Raw genomic sequence first — 13,459 nt, 5'->3', positions numbered from 1 at the left:
CCCATCAGCTGAACGGCGGGCGTGAATCGATGCGGCGTGAGCCGCCACCGGCCACCCGCCAGGCGCGCGCCACCGCGTCATGGTCTTCGTCGGTCACCAGATTTCCCATGAGCCGCACCGCGACCCGCATCAGCACCTGAGAGCGCATGCCGACCGGGCCCATGATGGGCAGGAAGCGCGGCAGGGTCAGCAGCGCCGCGAGCCGTCGCGCGATCGAGAACGACCGGCCATACCGGTCGCGGAGCAGCTCCGGCCACAGCTGTGCGTAGTCGTGGGCGTCGAGCACCTCGGCGGCCAGATGACCGGTCTCCAGACCGTAATCGATGCCCTCGCCGTTGAGCGGGTTGACGCACGCGGCGGCGTCGCCGATGAGCATCCAGTTGGGGCCCGCGACGCCGGACACCGCACCGCCCATCGGCAGCAGTGCCGAGGCGATGGAGTGCAGGCGGCCACTGAGGCCGAAGTCTTCGCGCCGCAGCTCGGTGTAGTACTCGATGAGCGGACGCAGCGCAGCATCAGCGGGGCGCTTGGAGGTGGCGAGTGCGCCGACGCCGATGTTGATCTGCCCGCCGCCCAGCGGGAAGATCCAGCCGTACCCGGGGAGCACCTGGCCCTCGGGTGAACGCAGCTCCAGATGCGAGGTCATCCATTCCTCGTCGCCGCGTGCCGACTCGATGTACGCGCGACCGGCGACGGCATACACGGTGTCCTTGTGCCACTCGCGCCCGAGGACCTTTCCCAGAGGGGAGCGCACACCGTCGGCGACGATGACGGCCTTGCAGGCGATATCGCCGGGGCCGCTGTCGTCGAGCACCCGTACCGAGGTGACCCGGCCCGCCGAGTCGCGTTCGACGTCAACCGCCTTGGTGGATTCGGCCATCTTGGCCCCGGAATCCACCGCCACCTGCCGGATCTTGTCGTCCAATTCGGTGCGGCGCACCGCGCTGCCGGTGCCGCCGAAAGATGGCCCAGGCCAGGGCACTTCGATGTCGCCGCCAAATCCATGCAGCCGCAGACCCTGGTACCGGATGTGCTCGTCGAGCCATGGTTTCAGCCCCAGCAGCTCCAGCTGTTCGACGGCGCGCGGGGTCAGCCCGTCACCGCAGGTCTTGTCTCGGGGGAACACCGCCGAATCGACCAGGACCACCTCACGCCCGGAGCGTGCCGCCCACGCCGCGGCCGCCGATCCGGCTGGTCCGGCACCGACGACGACCAGGTCCGCTGACGTCTGCACCTTCACAGTATGTTGGACCGGTGAGTAACTCGACCACGGTGGCCGGAGTTGACCTCGGTGATCCCGTATTCGCCGCGAAGGTGCGCGACCATTTGGCCGCGATCGAAACCCTCATCGTGACCGAGCTTGGGCAGTCGGACCCGCTGTTGACGGAGTCGGTGCTGCACCTTTTCCACGCAGGCGGTAAGCGCTTCCGCCCGTTGTTCACGGTGCTCGCCGCCCAGACCGGACCCGATCCGGACAACGACGAGGTGATCCTCGCCGGCGCGGTGTGCGAGCTCATTCACCTGGCCACGCTGTACCACGACGACGTCATGGACGAGGCGCAGAAGCGTCGCGGCGTGCCCAGCGCCAATGCTCGCTGGGGCAACAACGTCGCGATCCTCGCCGGGGACTATCTGCTGGCCACGGCCTCGCGGCTGGTGTCCCGGCTGGGGCCCACCGCGGTGCGGATCGTCGCGGAGACCTTCGCCGAACTGGTGACGGGCCAGATGCGGGAGACCGCCGGGGTGCCGCAGGGCGGTGACGAGACCGAGCACTACCTCAAGGTGATCCACGAGAAGACCGGGTCGCTGATCGCGGCGACCGGGCGCTTCGGCGGCATGACCTCCCGGTGCGATGACGAGCAGATCGAGCGGCTGAGCCGGCTGGGTGCCATCGTCGGGACCGCGTTCCAGATCTCCGACGACATCATCGACATCGAGAGCCTCACCGACGAGTCCGGTAAGACACCCGGCACCGACCTGCGCGAGGGGGTGCACACGCTGCCGATGCTGTACGCCCTGCGCGATACCGGGCCGGAGGCCGATCGGCTGCGTGTCCTGCTGGCCGCGCCGATCACCGACGATGCCGAGGTGGAAGAGGCGTTGACGCTACTGCGGGGATCGAACGGGCTGGTTCAGGCGAAGTCGGTGGTACTGGACTACGCCGATCGCGCCAAGGCAGAGCTGGTCGAGCTGCCCGCGGGTGCCGCCCGCGACGCGTTGGGCGTGCTCATCGAATACACCGTCCGTCGTCACGGCTGAGCGCGCGGAACCCGAGCGCGCCCTGCTTCGTTAGCTTGGGTGAACCGAGTAGACGGAAGGGAAGCTCATGTCGACGGCAGGACCGAGCCACGCCAACGGACTGAAGACAGTGCTCCTGCTGGGCGGCATGTCGGCGATGATCGTGTTCATCGGCTCGCTGTTCCACAGCAAGAGCATCCTGCTGCTGGCCGTTCTGTTTGCCGTGGGCATGAATGCGTACGTGTACTTCAAGAGCGACACCTTGGCGTTGCGTGCCATGCACGCCCAGCCGGTGACGGAATTGCAGCAGCCCGCGATGTACCGGATCGTGCGGGAGCTGGCGACCGTGGCACGCCAGCCGATGCCCAGGCTGTACATCAGTGACACCAATGCGCCCAATGCCTTTGCGACGGGCCGCAATCCGCGTAATGCGGCGGTCTGCTGCACAACGGGCATCATCGATCTGCTCTCCGAGCGTGAGCTGCGCGCCGTGCTGGGCCACGAACTCTCGCATGTCTACAACCGCGACATCCTGATCTCGAGTGTGGCGGGTGCGCTTGCGGCCGTCATCTCGGGGCTGGCCAATATGGCGATGTTCATGAACTTCTTCGGTGGTGGCGGCGACGATCGCCCGAATCCCTTTGCCCTTTTCCTGGTTTCGATGCTGGGGCCGGTGGCTGCCACGGTGGTGAAAATGGCGGTGTCCCGTTCACGTGAGTATCAGGCCGACCAGTCGGGCGCCGAACTGACCGGAGATCCGCTGGCCCTGGCCTCGGCCCTGCGCAAGATCTCCGGCGGGGTGCAGGCCGCACCGTTGCCGCCGGAGCCGCAGCTGGCCAGCCAGTCGCACCTGATGATCGCCAACCCGTTCCGGGCCGGCGACCGGGTGGCATCGCTGTTCTCGACACATCCTCCGATGGCCGATCGTATTGCGCGCCTTGAGGATATGGCCCGCTTCTAACGATTCGACGGCAACCGGACCGTGCGTCCGGTCTGCGCGGCCAGCCGGTCGAGTACGGGCGCATCCGGGGCGACGGGCTGTGGGGTACCGAACTTCCCCGACCGTGCGAAGGCTCCCGCACGCTGCTCAACCAGGCCGAGCGCATTCTCGACGAGGTCGGCGGGCAGGTTCGCGGGAACGCCGGTGGACTGTGCCAGGTCCCAGCCGTGGGTCAACAGGTCGGCCATCCGGATCCGAAGCTGGTTGTCTCCGGTCGTGTGGGCGAATGGGCCGGGATAGGTCTGCTCGAGCACCCCGGGGCGTGTCAGCGTCTCGCTCAATGCCAAGACCGACTGCTGATACGCCGCGGCGGGATCATCGTCGGCGCCGCCACCGGGCCCGCCGAAGCGCTCGGACAGCGAGTAGTTCACGTCGATCAGATGGGTGACCAGCTGGCGCAGAGTCCACTCGGCGCACGGCGTCGGCTCGTCCCACTGCTCCGGGAGTATTGCGGTGACGAGTTTTCCGACGGCCGACGAGGCCCGCAGAAAGTCCTCGGTGGCACTCATCAGCGATACACCATCACCGTGGTGGTCCCGTGTGCCACCAGCCGGCCCTGGGAGTCGACAACCTTGCCCTCGGCGGTCGCGACCCTGCGCCCTGGGTGCAAGACCGTGCCCGTCGCGATCAGCTTCTCGCCGTCGGTGGCGACGGTACGGACATAGTTGACCTTGAGTTCGAGTGTCCCGTAACCGATTCCAGCCTCCAGTGTGGAGTGCACGGCGCAACCCATGACGGAGTCGAGCAGCGTCGCGCAGATTCCGCCGTGCAGGGTGCCGAGGGGATTGGCGAACTCGGGCCGGGTGACCACGCTGAATGCGACGGAACCGAAGTTGATTTCTTCCAGCTGCATCCCGAGTAGCCGGGAAATGGGTGGCGTCGCCTCCGGCGCTCCTCCCATGCTCTTCAGCAGTTCGAGTCCGGACAGGTTCTCGATTTCGATGGTCATACCGCACCTTCCGCGTAGACTGATTGGTCCATATCGACGGTAGCAGGGCATGGACCGATCGGTCCATTTGAATGAGGAGGCTGAGGTGACACCGGGTCCACGGCAGCGGCTGATCGATAGCGCGATCGCGATGATGCGCGAACGTGGGGTGCACGGCACCGGCCTCGCTGATCTGCTTAAACGCAGCGGTACGGCCCGGAACTCCATTTATCAGCACTTCCCGGAGGGCAAGGGTGAGCTCATCGCCGAGGCCGAAAGGGAGGCCTCGGCGCAGGCCAACGCGTTCCTTGGCGCGCTAAGGGAGCGTGGCGATACCGAGTACGTCCTCGCCAAATTCATCAAGTGGTGGACAAACCAGCTGCAGACCCACGACTTCGACACCGGATGCCCTCATGCGGCGGCCGCGCTCGCGGGTCCGGGGGAGGAGCAGATCCGGACCGCGGCCCACGACGCCTTCCTGGGGATGCGGACCCAGCTGGAGGGTTCATTGCGGGACTCGGGCCTGGTCGACGGCGCGGACGGCGTGGCGTCGCTGATTGTCAGCGCGATCGAGGGGGCGCTGTTGCAAGCGCGGGCGGCGCGCTCGGTGCAGCCACTGCGCGAGGTTGAGCGCGAACTCGTGGCGCTGATTCGCGCTCGACGGCAGTAGGGGCGAAAACCCTTATTCCGGTTCGACTTCCGAGAGATCGGTAGCGACGTGGAAGGGCGGAGTGCTCTTCCCGATCACCCGATACCGATTCCACGGGTCTGGGTCGCCGATGAAGGCATCCCGCGCGCTATGTGCGGTGCGGATCGTGGCATGCACGCGTGCCTCGTCGCCGACGATCGCGGTCAGTTGTTCGTTCGGCCTGATGCGTCCGATCCATCGGTAAATGCCGTCGATCGGCTCGCTGTACCCCTTGAGCTCCAGCTGGACCGGTACCTCGACACCGCGAACGGTCACCGTCGCCTCGCCGATGTAGTCCGAATCATCATGCGGGCTATGGCTGAAGACGCTGTTGGTGTCGTCCTGTCGGGGAAGGGTCATGGCTCTCCTCTTGACAACCGGGATACCGCCCCGGCAAGCTCGCTGACATATGCGTAACAAAGAGTACCCGATACTATTTAATACGGGTACTAAACCTTGGGGATCAGAGGACAGCGACGTGACGTCCAGTAGTTACAAAGACATCAACTACACCGACTACGAGTTCAGTCAGGCCACCACGGTGGACGGTGGCGTTCCTACGCGTCGTCGCCGGGTGGGTGATCGCCTCAAGACGGCGCGCCGGTTGCTCTTCGAAGCCACAGAGCTCAGCTATGACCCCGAACTGGACATCGACTGGGATGCGCCCCTGAGTTCCGGGATGCATTGGCTGGCTCCCCATCGGGTGTCGCTCTACGGCACCCCCGAGTGGGGTGCACTTTCGGTGGAGCAACGTGACGAACTGGCGCGCCAGGAGCTGGTCAGTCTGCTGAGTTTCGTCGTGGATGCGCAGGGTGCGCTGGCGTCACTGATGTTCCGGGATGTCATCGAGGGCAACACGCTCGCCGATGACTACACCCGCTTTCTGTTGGCCAGCGTTCGCGATATCAGCCGCAACGCGACCATGGTCGGCCGGCTGATCAACAAGACGGGGTTGGAGCTTGTGCCCGCGCCGATGGCCGTGCAGCGTCTGCAGCGGTTCTTCGTCCCACTCATTCCGCATGGTCCTCTCGGCCGTGGATTCATTCTCTTGCTGCACAGGTTGATTCATCAGCTGATGAGTGAGCTCGAGGCCGACGAGCAGGCGCAGCCTGTGGTTCGGCAGGTCGCGAAGATCTGTGTTCTGGTCGGCCGCCGTCAGCTGGAGTTCGCCGAGGACGAGCTGTACCGCGCGGTGGATGCCCGGCGGTATCTGCCCGCTGCCCCGGCTGATATCTCGGTTGCGCTGTTGACGGTCTTGGCGACCTCGCTGATCGTGCGTCCGCAGGTGTACCGCAGCGTGGGCCTGACCGAGCGGGCCGGCCGCAGGGCGGCGGCGCGGAGCGAGAACAGTCGCCACCGCAATCAGGTGTTGTTGCGGCGATACCTCGATATCGCCCAGGACGCAGGAATGTTCACGACCAGCGCCGCGCGGTCGATTCTCGGAGGTCGCGGCCTTTTATGACCCCATTCGGGGATTGACAAACCAGGGTGCAACGTTAAGACTCAAAGTAACGGGTACTGAAAGTAATGTATAAAATTGGAGGGCGGGATCAATGACGACCATCGACCAACCAACGGCTCTTCACGAGGCCGGCGCCTCGTCGGTGCGGGGCAAGTCCGTGGGCGACCGGCAGAAGACGGCGCAACGACTGCTGCGTTCGGCCGCGGAACGTGCCTACGACGGTGAAGTCGACATCGACTGGGATGCCCCCGTGGTTCCTGGGTTGTACTGGACCACTCCGCAGCGGACGTCGCTGTATGGCACCAAACTGTGGGACAAGCTGACCCAGGAACAGCGCATCGAACTGACGCGTCATGAGCTCGGCTCAGTACTCAGCTTCGGCATCTATGTCGAGACCGGTCTCAGCGCCATGCTGTGGCGGCAGGTTGTCGAGCAGAACGGGGGAGCGACCGATCACGGCCGTTACGCGCTGACCGAGGTCAGCGAGGAAGCGCGGCACTCCACAATGTTCGGTCGTCTCGTGAACAAGCTCGGCGTCGAGCCGTACACCTATCCCAAGTTCGCGACGCGCGTCATCCGGCTTCTGGGACTGGCGCCGCTGGGCCCCTCGGGCCTGGGCGGGCTGCTGCTGGTCGAAGAGGTGTTGGACCGCGCGCAGCGCGAATCGATGATGGACGAGACGGTGCAGCCGCATGCGCGCCAGCTGATGAAGATCCATGTGCTCGAAGAGGCGCGGCATATCACCTATGCGCGTGAGGAATTGGTGCGTCAGATCGCCGAACGAGGCCCGGTGTCCAACGCATTCCACCGCGGGGTTTTCGCCCTTGCGGTAATCGGTATCTACCCGGTGCTCTTCAACCCGAAGGCATACCGGTCGGTGGGGATTCATCCGCTGCGCGGCCTGTACGCCTTCTTGACGTCACCGAACTACCGCGAGAACGCGACATGGGTTTCGGAGCCGTTGATGCGCTTCATGCACGAGATCGGTTTCCTGGACGGCAAATTCACCGGGCGACTGTTGCGGATGTCGCGGGCGATGCCAGACGACATCCTGGCCGAGATCAAGTCGCGATAAGCGCGAGAGCAGAACTGGCTCGTTGCCGGTGGCAATGAGCCAGTTCTGCCGTGCCAAGGGTCCACCTTCGAAAACAGAAAGCGATTGCGCCACATGACTGTCACCGATACACCGTCCGAAGAACAGCAGCCCGACACTGTGATCGACAGCGGCTCCGCCGATCCCATCCGGGTCCGGGCGCTGATAGTCGGCACCGGTTTCTCGGGTATCGGTGCGGCGATCGCGCTGCAGAAGATGGGGGTGCCGTTCCGCATCCTTGAAAAGGCCGGCGAAATGGGTGGCACCTGGCGCGACAACACCTACCCCGGTGCGGCATGCGATGTGCCGACGCACCTCTACTCGTTCTCGTTCGAGCCGCGGTCGAACTGGGATCAACTCTTTTCCAGGCAGCCCGAGATCTTCGACTATCTCAAGGAAGTCGCCGCCAAGTACGGCTTGTATCGGCATGTCACCTTCAACACACGTGTCACTCGCGGGTACTGGGACGAGAGCGAGTACCGCTGGCATGTATTCACCGAGAGTGGGCAGGAGTACATCTGCCAGTTCCTCATCTCGGGGGTCGGCGCCCTGCACATTCCGAGCATCCCGGAGATCGACGGCCTCGACCGTTTCGAGGGGCCGGTCTTTCATTCCGCGCAGTGGAACCACGACTTCGACCTCACCGGCAAGAAGGTCGCCGTCATCGGTACGGGTGCCAGCGCTATTCAGTTCGTCCCCGAGATCGTCGGCAAGGTCGGCGAGCTGAAACTCTTCCAGCGCACGCCGCCGTGGGTGTTGCCGCGCAGCAATGTCGAATTCGGTCCGGCGGCCAAGCGGGCGTTCGCAAGCGTCCCGGGGCTGCGGGCGTTGTTCCGCAGCGGCATGTACTTCGGCGCCGAGGCGGGCGCATACGCGATGAACCGGCGCCCGGCCTTGCTGAAAGGCGTTGAGCTGCTGGGCCGTGCGTACATCAAGAGCCAGATCTCGGATCCGGACGTACGCCGGAAGGTGACACCGGATTACCGGGCCGGCTGCAAACGCCTGCTGGGCTCGGCCACGTACTACAAGGCGATCGAGAACCCGAAGACGGAATTGGTCACCGAGTCCATCACGCGGGTGACCGCCGACGGTGTGGTCACCAGCGACGGAATCGAGCGCAAGGTCGACGCCATCATTTTCGGCACCGGCTTCCACGTCACCGACTCGTACAAGTATCTGGATCTGAAGGGCCAGAACGGCGAGGATCTCGGCGACCGTTGGTCGGTAGAGGGTGTCACCGCTCATCGCGGCATCACGATCGCCGGCATGCCCAACCTGTTCTTCCTCCTGGGCCCCAACACCGGGCTGGGCCACAACTCGATCGTGTTCATGATCGAGTCGCAGATCCATTACGTCACCGAGGCCATCAAGCACGTTGATGAGGCCTACGCCCAGGCGATTGTGCCTACCCGCGAAGCCCAGGACCGGTTCAACGCCGAGGTTCAGCGCAAGCTGCAGGGCTCGGTCTGGAACAACGGCGGTTGCCAGAGCTGGTACCTGGACGAGCACGGCAAGAACCGGACGTTGTGGTCCGGATTCACCTTCGAATACTGGTCGCAGACAAGAAAAGTCGATCCCACCGAGTATGAGTTCGAAGGCGCGGTACGCCCGGCTGTGCGCAAGACTATTCCCCTCGCGGACGGTCCGCGGCAGACCTCGCCAAGCCTGTCCGCACGCTAGGCCGCCACTTCCGCCCAACAGAAGCGAGAAACCATGAAGAACTTCGACAACAAGGTCGCCGTCATCACCGGTGCCGGTTCGGGTATCGGCCGCAGCCTGGCCTTGAATCTGGCCCAGCGCGGTGTGCGGTTGGCGCTCTCGGATATCGACACCGCAGGCGTGGCCGATACCGCCGGGCGTTGCGAGAAGGCGGGCGCGACCGCCATCCCCTTTGAACTCGACGTCGCCGACAGGGCCGCCGTGTACGCCCATGCCGCAGACGTCAAGAACGAGTTCGGTCAGGTCAACCTGGTGTTCAACAATGCCGGCGTCGCGCTTTCCGCCGACGTCAAAGACATGGAATGGGACGACTTCGACTGGCTGATGAACATCAACTTCTGGGGAGTTGCGCACGGCACCAAGGCCTTCCTCCCGCATCTCATCGAATCGGGCGATGGCCACATCATCAATGTGTCGTCGGTGTTTGGATTCATGGGCATCCCGTCTCAGAGTGCCTATAACGCAGCAAAATTCGCTGTTCGTGGCTTCACTGAGGCACTGCGTCAGGAGATCCGGGCGGCCAAGTACCCCGTCGGAGTCACCTGTGTGCACCCCGGCGGGATCAAGACCAACATCGCCTCAAGCGCGCGGGGTATCCCCGAGGGCGTGGACCGCGAAACCGTCCGAAAGGGCTTCCAGCTCGCGGCGATCACCCGGCCGGACTCGGCGGCGCGGATCATTCTGCGGGGTGTCGAGAAGAATCGGCCCCGTGTGTTGATCGGTCCTGATGCCCGGGTGTTCGACGCCATACCGCGCATCATCGGACCGCGTTACGGGGATCTGATGGCGCCGTTCTACGGACTCGGCAAGTACGGGCCGGGCAAGAAGATCGCGGCCCGTTTCGGTATCGAGCTCTAGGCGCCGTCGATGACAGACACCGTCACACCGGATGCCCCCAAGGTGACTGGTAATCCCCACGTACATTCACTGGAGGTCGTCGAGATCATCAGGGAGACAGGGGATGCGGTTTCCCTGGTGTTCGAAGTGCCCGATGCCCTCGTCGATGCCTTCCGGTATCGACCGGGGCAATTCCTCACGCTGAAAATCCCCAGTGAACAAACGGGATCGGTGGCCCGCTGCTACTCGCTGTCCAGCTCACCGCATCTCGATGACGACCTCGTCGTCACCATCAAACGCACGGACGGCGGTTACGCGTCGAACTGGCTGTGCGACAACGTCGTCGTGGGTGATCACATCACCGTGCTCACCCCGTCCGGGGTTTTCGTGCCGCGGTCGCTGGACGGCGACTTCTTGCTGATCGCGGCCGGCAGCGGCATCACCCCCATGCTGTCCATCGCTAAGTCGGTGCTGCTGGGTGGTGCCGGAACGGTGTACTTGTTCTACGCGAACAGGGATGAGCAGAGCGTCATCTTCGGTGCCGAGATCGACGACATCATGGTGGAGTTCCCGGACCGGCTGCGGGTTGTGCACTGGCTCGAATCCGAGCGCGGATTGCCGACCCGTGACGCCATGGCCGAGTTGTTCAAGGCCTACACCCGGTACGGCACCTACATCTGTGGCCCGGCGCCGTTCATGGACGGGGCGCGCGCCGCGTTGTCGGCCGTCGGGATGCCGGCCAGCCACATTCACGTCGAGCTCTACCAGTCGCTGACCGGCGACCCGTTCGCCGACATCGTGGTCCCGCAGGGTGGCGGGGACACCGCGGAGGCGACGGTGGAACTCGACGGCACACAGGTCACCGTCGAGTGGCCCAGGAACACCCCGCTGCTCGACGTGCTGCTCGCCCAGGGCCTCGATGCCCCGTACTCATGCCGCGAGGGTGCCTGCAGCGCGTGTGCCTGCACGGTGCGCCGCGGCGAGGTACGGATGCTTCGCAACGACACCCTGGTCGATGCCGACCTGGCGATGGGGCTGACGCTGGCCTGTCAGGCCGTTCCGGTCACCGACAGCGTCGATATCGTCTTTGACCAGTAGACGCGAGATTGCGCGCGATCTTGGATATGGTCACGGGATGCGTACCCTGCCGATCCTTGGCGCCGTGACCAGCGCGATTGCCGCCTTGATGCTGGCGGGCGTGGCGTCCGCCGACCCAGATACCCCGAATCCTCTTGACCCGTCCGGGCTTCCGAACGTCAACGGCCTCACTCCGGTGTCACCGCTGGAGTACAGCGTCTTGGCGGACACGGCCTACGGCTTCACCATTCCCGGTGGGATCTCCTGCATGATCAAGCGCGCCGATGCCAGCTATGGCTGCAGTGGCCCGCTGCCCGGGGCGCCCAATGGAGCGAACCTCGTCAGCGGCAGTAACGCCCCCGGTTTCGCCAGCACCGACCGGCCGATTTACGGCCTCGGCGGCGATGTCTTCAAGCCCCTGGCGCCGGGGCATCGCCTGAGCTACCGCGAGGTCAGCTGCGGCCTGGACGGTGGCGGCACCTTGACCTGTGTCAACAACCGCTGGCAGAACGGCTTCGTGGTGGGTCCGGGCGGCAGCTACACCACCTAGCCGCTGGTTAGATTGGTCGCATGCGTCTTGGGAACCTGCTGATCGCCGTTCTGTGCGGCATCGTCCTTGTCGGCTGCGATAGGGGAGAAGCACCCACGGACGCCCCCGCGCAGGAATCCGCCAGTGTGTCAGCCTCTGCCGTGGCAACCCCCACCGCGACCGTTGACCCCGCCGGCGAACCCGCCTGCCCCAAACACGGCGGTCGCTGGGACGCCGTTCAGGGCTGCGTCATCGACGAGGTCACCCCGCAGGCCACCCAGCACCTGCTCATCCCCGTCCAGTGGGATTCGTCCTTCCCTGAGCTGCAGAAGGCGACCGACGAGCTGGTGGCGGATATCCGCGCTAATTTCCGCAAGTCCGTCGAGCGTGCGGGAGCCCCGCCCGAAGGCAAGCCGTGGGCGCTGCAGGTCAGCTTCGAGGCGTATCAGGGCAAGGGTGTGCATCCCTCCGACAGCGTGCGGTTCTCGATCAGCGAGTCGCTCGGCGGCTATCACCCGGGATTCGCCTTTCGCACCCTGGCCTTCGACCGCGTCACCAAACAGCCCATCACCATCGGGTCGCTGGTGATCGACCCGGCGACGGCTCTGCCCAAGATCGCCGCGCTGGTCCGCGCCGATCTGCGCGCGCAGCTCGGCGGTGTGGGAACCGAATTCGTCGATACCGGAACGGTTCCGGAGCCAGGCAATTTCACAGAACTTTCGCTGGACGGCGACGCGCTGCTGTTCTCTTTCGAGCCATACCGCGTGGCCGCGTACGCCGAGGGGCCGATGCAGAGCCGGGTGGCGCTATCCGAGCTGCGCGATGTGGTGAAGCCCGAGTACCTGCCCGCCTGATCAGAATCCGGTGCCGTGCACCTCGTGGCCGGGAGTGGCCGCCATGAGTCCGCGATAGGCCTGCTCAACTGTGGAGCCGTGGTTGATCACCCCGTCGACCTCACGGGCGATCGGCATCTGGATGCCGTACTCGTCGGCAAGGGTCATCACCACGGAGGACGCCTTCACGCCCTCGGCCACCTGATTCATCGATTCGATGATCTCGTCGATGGTCTTGCCCTTGCCGATCTCCTCGCCCACGTGCCGGTTGCGGCTGCTGGCACTCGTGCAGGTGACGATGAGGTCGCCCAGGCCCGCCAGGCCGGGAAAGGTCTCCGGGTTACCGCCCATGGCCACACCGAGTTTGGTCATTTCCCGCAGTGCCCGCGCGATCACCATGGCGCGGGTGTTCTCGCCGATCCCGATCGCGTAACCCATGCCGCTGGCGATGGCGAAGACGTTCTTGAGTGCGCCCGCCATCTCCACACCCACCACGTCGTTGGTGCTGTACACGCGGAAGCGCGATGTGCGGAACAGCTCGCCCAGACGCGCTGCCTGGTGCTGATCGGGCATCGCGACCACCCCAGCGGCCGCATACCCGCGAGCCACCTCCTTGGCGATGTTGGGCCCGGCCAGGATGCCCGCCGGGTGTCCTGGCAGCACTTCCTCGATGATCTGTGACATCCGCATCCGGGAGCCCTGCTCGAGGCCCTTAACCAGCGACACGATCGGCACCCACGGACGTAAGGACTGCCCGATCTCGGTCAGCACCTCGCGGAAGCTGTGGGAGGGAACACCCATGATCACCACATCGGCCTGTTCGATGGCCTCGTGCAGATCCGAGGTGGCGCGCAGGCTTTCCGTCAGTTCGACCTCGTCGCTCAGGTACCGCGAATTGCGGTGCCGTTCATTGATATCCGCGACGGTTTCCGGCGAACGGGCCCACTGCAGGGTGGGGCTGCGGCGCGCCACAATCGAGGCCACCGTGGTGCCCCAGGATCCGCCCCCGAGGACGACGACTTGTGGTTCACGAAGTGCTGCCATGCCCGCCAGGG

15 protein-coding genes are annotated in these 13,459 nt (G+C 65.0%); 10 read left to right on the top strand and 5 right to left on the bottom strand.

Features of this window, described 5'->3' with window-relative positions:
* Positions 1-4: 4 nt before the first annotated feature.
* Positions 5-1,234 (bottom strand): menaquinone reductase, encoded by a 1,230-nt coding sequence (gene menJ, locus RHO23_RS16230; protein ID WP_070923164.1) that lies wholly within the window; start codon positions 1,232-1,234, stop codon positions 5-7.
* 38 nt (positions 1,235-1,272) lie between these two features.
* Here menJ and RHO23_RS16225 point away from each other — a divergent pair, with 38 nt between their 5' ends.
* A complete protein-coding gene (locus RHO23_RS16225; RefSeq protein ID WP_030096570.1) occupies positions 1,273-2,259 on the top strand; it encodes a polyprenyl synthetase family protein in 987 nt (328 codons plus the stop codon).
* Positions 2,260-2,326: 67 nt separating this feature from the next.
* Positions 2,327-3,199, top strand: coding sequence for a zinc metalloprotease HtpX (htpX, locus tag RHO23_RS16220; RefSeq protein WP_030096571.1), 873 nt, complete (start codon positions 2,327-2,329; stop codon positions 3,197-3,199).
* On the opposite strand, the gene RHO23_RS16215 is transcribed toward htpX, so the two are convergent.
* Entirely contained in the window at positions 3,196-3,747 is a 552-nt protein-coding gene (locus RHO23_RS16215; protein ID WP_070922990.1) for a TIGR03086 family metal-binding protein, read from the bottom strand. The two genes, htpX and RHO23_RS16215, sit on opposite strands and share 4 nt — an antisense overlap.
* Positions 3,747-4,187 (bottom strand): PaaI family thioesterase, encoded by a 441-nt coding sequence (locus RHO23_RS16210; RefSeq protein ID WP_064409564.1) that lies wholly within the window; start codon positions 4,185-4,187, stop codon positions 3,747-3,749. Before RHO23_RS16210 ends, RHO23_RS16215 begins: the two co-directional genes overlap by 1 nt.
* Positions 4,188-4,236: 49 nt before the next feature.
* On the opposite strand from RHO23_RS16210, the gene RHO23_RS16205 reads away from it, so the two are divergent.
* Positions 4,237-4,836, top strand: a complete 600-nt coding sequence (locus RHO23_RS16205) for a TetR/AcrR family transcriptional regulator (RefSeq protein ID WP_070922989.1) — start codon at positions 4,237-4,239, stop codon at positions 4,834-4,836.
* Between the two features lie 12 nt (positions 4,837-4,848).
* Here RHO23_RS16205 and RHO23_RS16200 read toward each other — a convergent pair whose 3' ends face one another.
* The gene (locus tag RHO23_RS16200; RefSeq protein ID WP_070922988.1) at positions 4,849-5,214 is read right to left on the bottom strand and encodes a DUF4873 domain-containing protein; all 366 of its coding nucleotides are present in this window, start codon (positions 5,212-5,214) and stop codon (positions 4,849-4,851) included.
* Between the two features lie 118 nt (positions 5,215-5,332).
* Here RHO23_RS16200 and RHO23_RS16195 point away from each other — a divergent pair, with 118 nt between their 5' ends.
* From RHO23_RS16195 to RHO23_RS16165, 7 genes are all read left to right on the top strand, one after another.
* Complete coding sequence (locus tag RHO23_RS16195; protein ID WP_070915482.1) at positions 5,333-6,316, top strand: diiron oxygenase; 984 nt, start codon at positions 5,333-5,335, stop codon at positions 6,314-6,316.
* A 91-nt stretch (positions 6,317-6,407) separates the two neighbouring features.
* A complete protein-coding gene (locus tag RHO23_RS16190; RefSeq protein WP_030096577.1) occupies positions 6,408-7,391 on the top strand; it encodes an AurF N-oxygenase family protein in 984 nt (327 codons plus the stop codon).
* A 93-nt stretch (positions 7,392-7,484) separates the two neighbouring features.
* Complete coding sequence (locus RHO23_RS16185; protein ID WP_070922987.1) at positions 7,485-9,089, top strand: flavin-containing monooxygenase; 1,605 nt, start codon at positions 7,485-7,487, stop codon at positions 9,087-9,089.
* A 33-nt stretch (positions 9,090-9,122) separates the two neighbouring features.
* The gene (locus RHO23_RS16180) at positions 9,123-9,986 is read left to right on the top strand and encodes an SDR family NAD(P)-dependent oxidoreductase (protein WP_070920900.1); all 864 of its coding nucleotides are present in this window, start codon (positions 9,123-9,125) and stop codon (positions 9,984-9,986) included.
* Between the two features lie 9 nt (positions 9,987-9,995).
* Positions 9,996-11,063 carry a ferredoxin--NADP reductase gene (locus RHO23_RS16175; protein ID WP_070915476.1) on the top strand — a complete coding sequence of 356 codons (1,068 nt, stop codon included), beginning with the start codon at positions 9,996-9,998 and terminating at the stop codon, positions 11,061-11,063.
* Positions 11,064-11,100: 37 nt separating this feature from the next.
* On the top strand, positions 11,101-11,592 hold the full coding sequence (locus RHO23_RS16170; RefSeq protein ID WP_046254735.1) for a hypothetical protein: 492 nt from the start codon (positions 11,101-11,103) through the stop codon (positions 11,590-11,592).
* Between the two features lie 20 nt (positions 11,593-11,612).
* On the top strand, positions 11,613-12,425 hold the full coding sequence (locus RHO23_RS16165; RefSeq protein WP_070922986.1) for an RsiV family protein: 813 nt from the start codon (positions 11,613-11,615) through the stop codon (positions 12,423-12,425).
* Here RHO23_RS16165 and RHO23_RS16160 read toward each other — a convergent pair whose 3' ends face one another.
* Positions 12,426-13,448, bottom strand: coding sequence for an NAD(P)H-dependent glycerol-3-phosphate dehydrogenase (locus RHO23_RS16160; RefSeq protein WP_030096583.1), 1,023 nt, complete (start codon positions 13,446-13,448; stop codon positions 12,426-12,428).
* Between the last annotated feature and the right edge of the window lie 11 nt (positions 13,449-13,459).

The organism is Mycobacteroides sp. PCS013 (assembly GCF_049532645.1).
Taxonomy (GTDB): domain Bacteria; phylum Actinomycetota; class Actinomycetes; order Mycobacteriales; family Mycobacteriaceae; genus Mycobacterium; species Mycobacterium gwanakae.
This window is presented reverse-complemented; position numbering and strand designations above follow the sequence as displayed.

What these genes read in the sequence shown, in the direction of transcription:
- htpX (WP_030096571.1), top strand. Translation starts at nt 2,327, where the DNA reads ATGTCGACGGCAGGACCGAGCCACGCCAACGGACTGAAGACAGTGCTC.
- RHO23_RS16215 (WP_070922990.1), bottom strand. Translation starts at nt 3,747, where the DNA reads ATGAGTGCCACCGAGGACTTTCTGCGGGCCTCGTCGGCCGTCGGAAAA.
- RHO23_RS16210 (WP_064409564.1), bottom strand. Translation starts at nt 4,187, where the DNA reads ATGACCATCGAAATCGAGAACCTGTCCGGACTCGAACTGCTGAAGAGC.
- RHO23_RS16205 (WP_070922989.1), top strand. Translation starts at nt 4,237, where the DNA reads ATGGACCGATCGGTCCATTTGAATGAGGAGGCTGAGGTGACACCGGGT.
- RHO23_RS16200 (WP_070922988.1), bottom strand. Translation starts at nt 5,214, where the DNA reads ATGACCCTTCCCCGACAGGACGACACCAACAGCGTCTTCAGCCATAGC.
- RHO23_RS16190 (WP_030096577.1), top strand. Translation starts at nt 6,408, where the DNA reads ATGACGACCATCGACCAACCAACGGCTCTTCACGAGGCCGGCGCCTCG.
- RHO23_RS16185 (WP_070922987.1), top strand. Translation starts at nt 7,485, where the DNA reads ATGACTGTCACCGATACACCGTCCGAAGAACAGCAGCCCGACACTGTG.
- RHO23_RS16180 (WP_070920900.1), top strand. Translation starts at nt 9,123, where the DNA reads ATGAAGAACTTCGACAACAAGGTCGCCGTCATCACCGGTGCCGGTTCG.
- RHO23_RS16175 (WP_070915476.1), top strand. Translation starts at nt 9,996, where the DNA reads ATGACAGACACCGTCACACCGGATGCCCCCAAGGTGACTGGTAATCCC.
- RHO23_RS16170 (WP_046254735.1), top strand. Translation starts at nt 11,101, where the DNA reads ATGCGTACCCTGCCGATCCTTGGCGCCGTGACCAGCGCGATTGCCGCC.
- RHO23_RS16165 (WP_070922986.1), top strand. Translation starts at nt 11,613, where the DNA reads ATGCGTCTTGGGAACCTGCTGATCGCCGTTCTGTGCGGCATCGTCCTT.
- RHO23_RS16160 (WP_030096583.1), bottom strand. Translation starts at nt 13,448, where the DNA reads ATGGCAGCACTTCGTGAACCACAAGTCGTCGTCCTCGGGGGCGGATCC.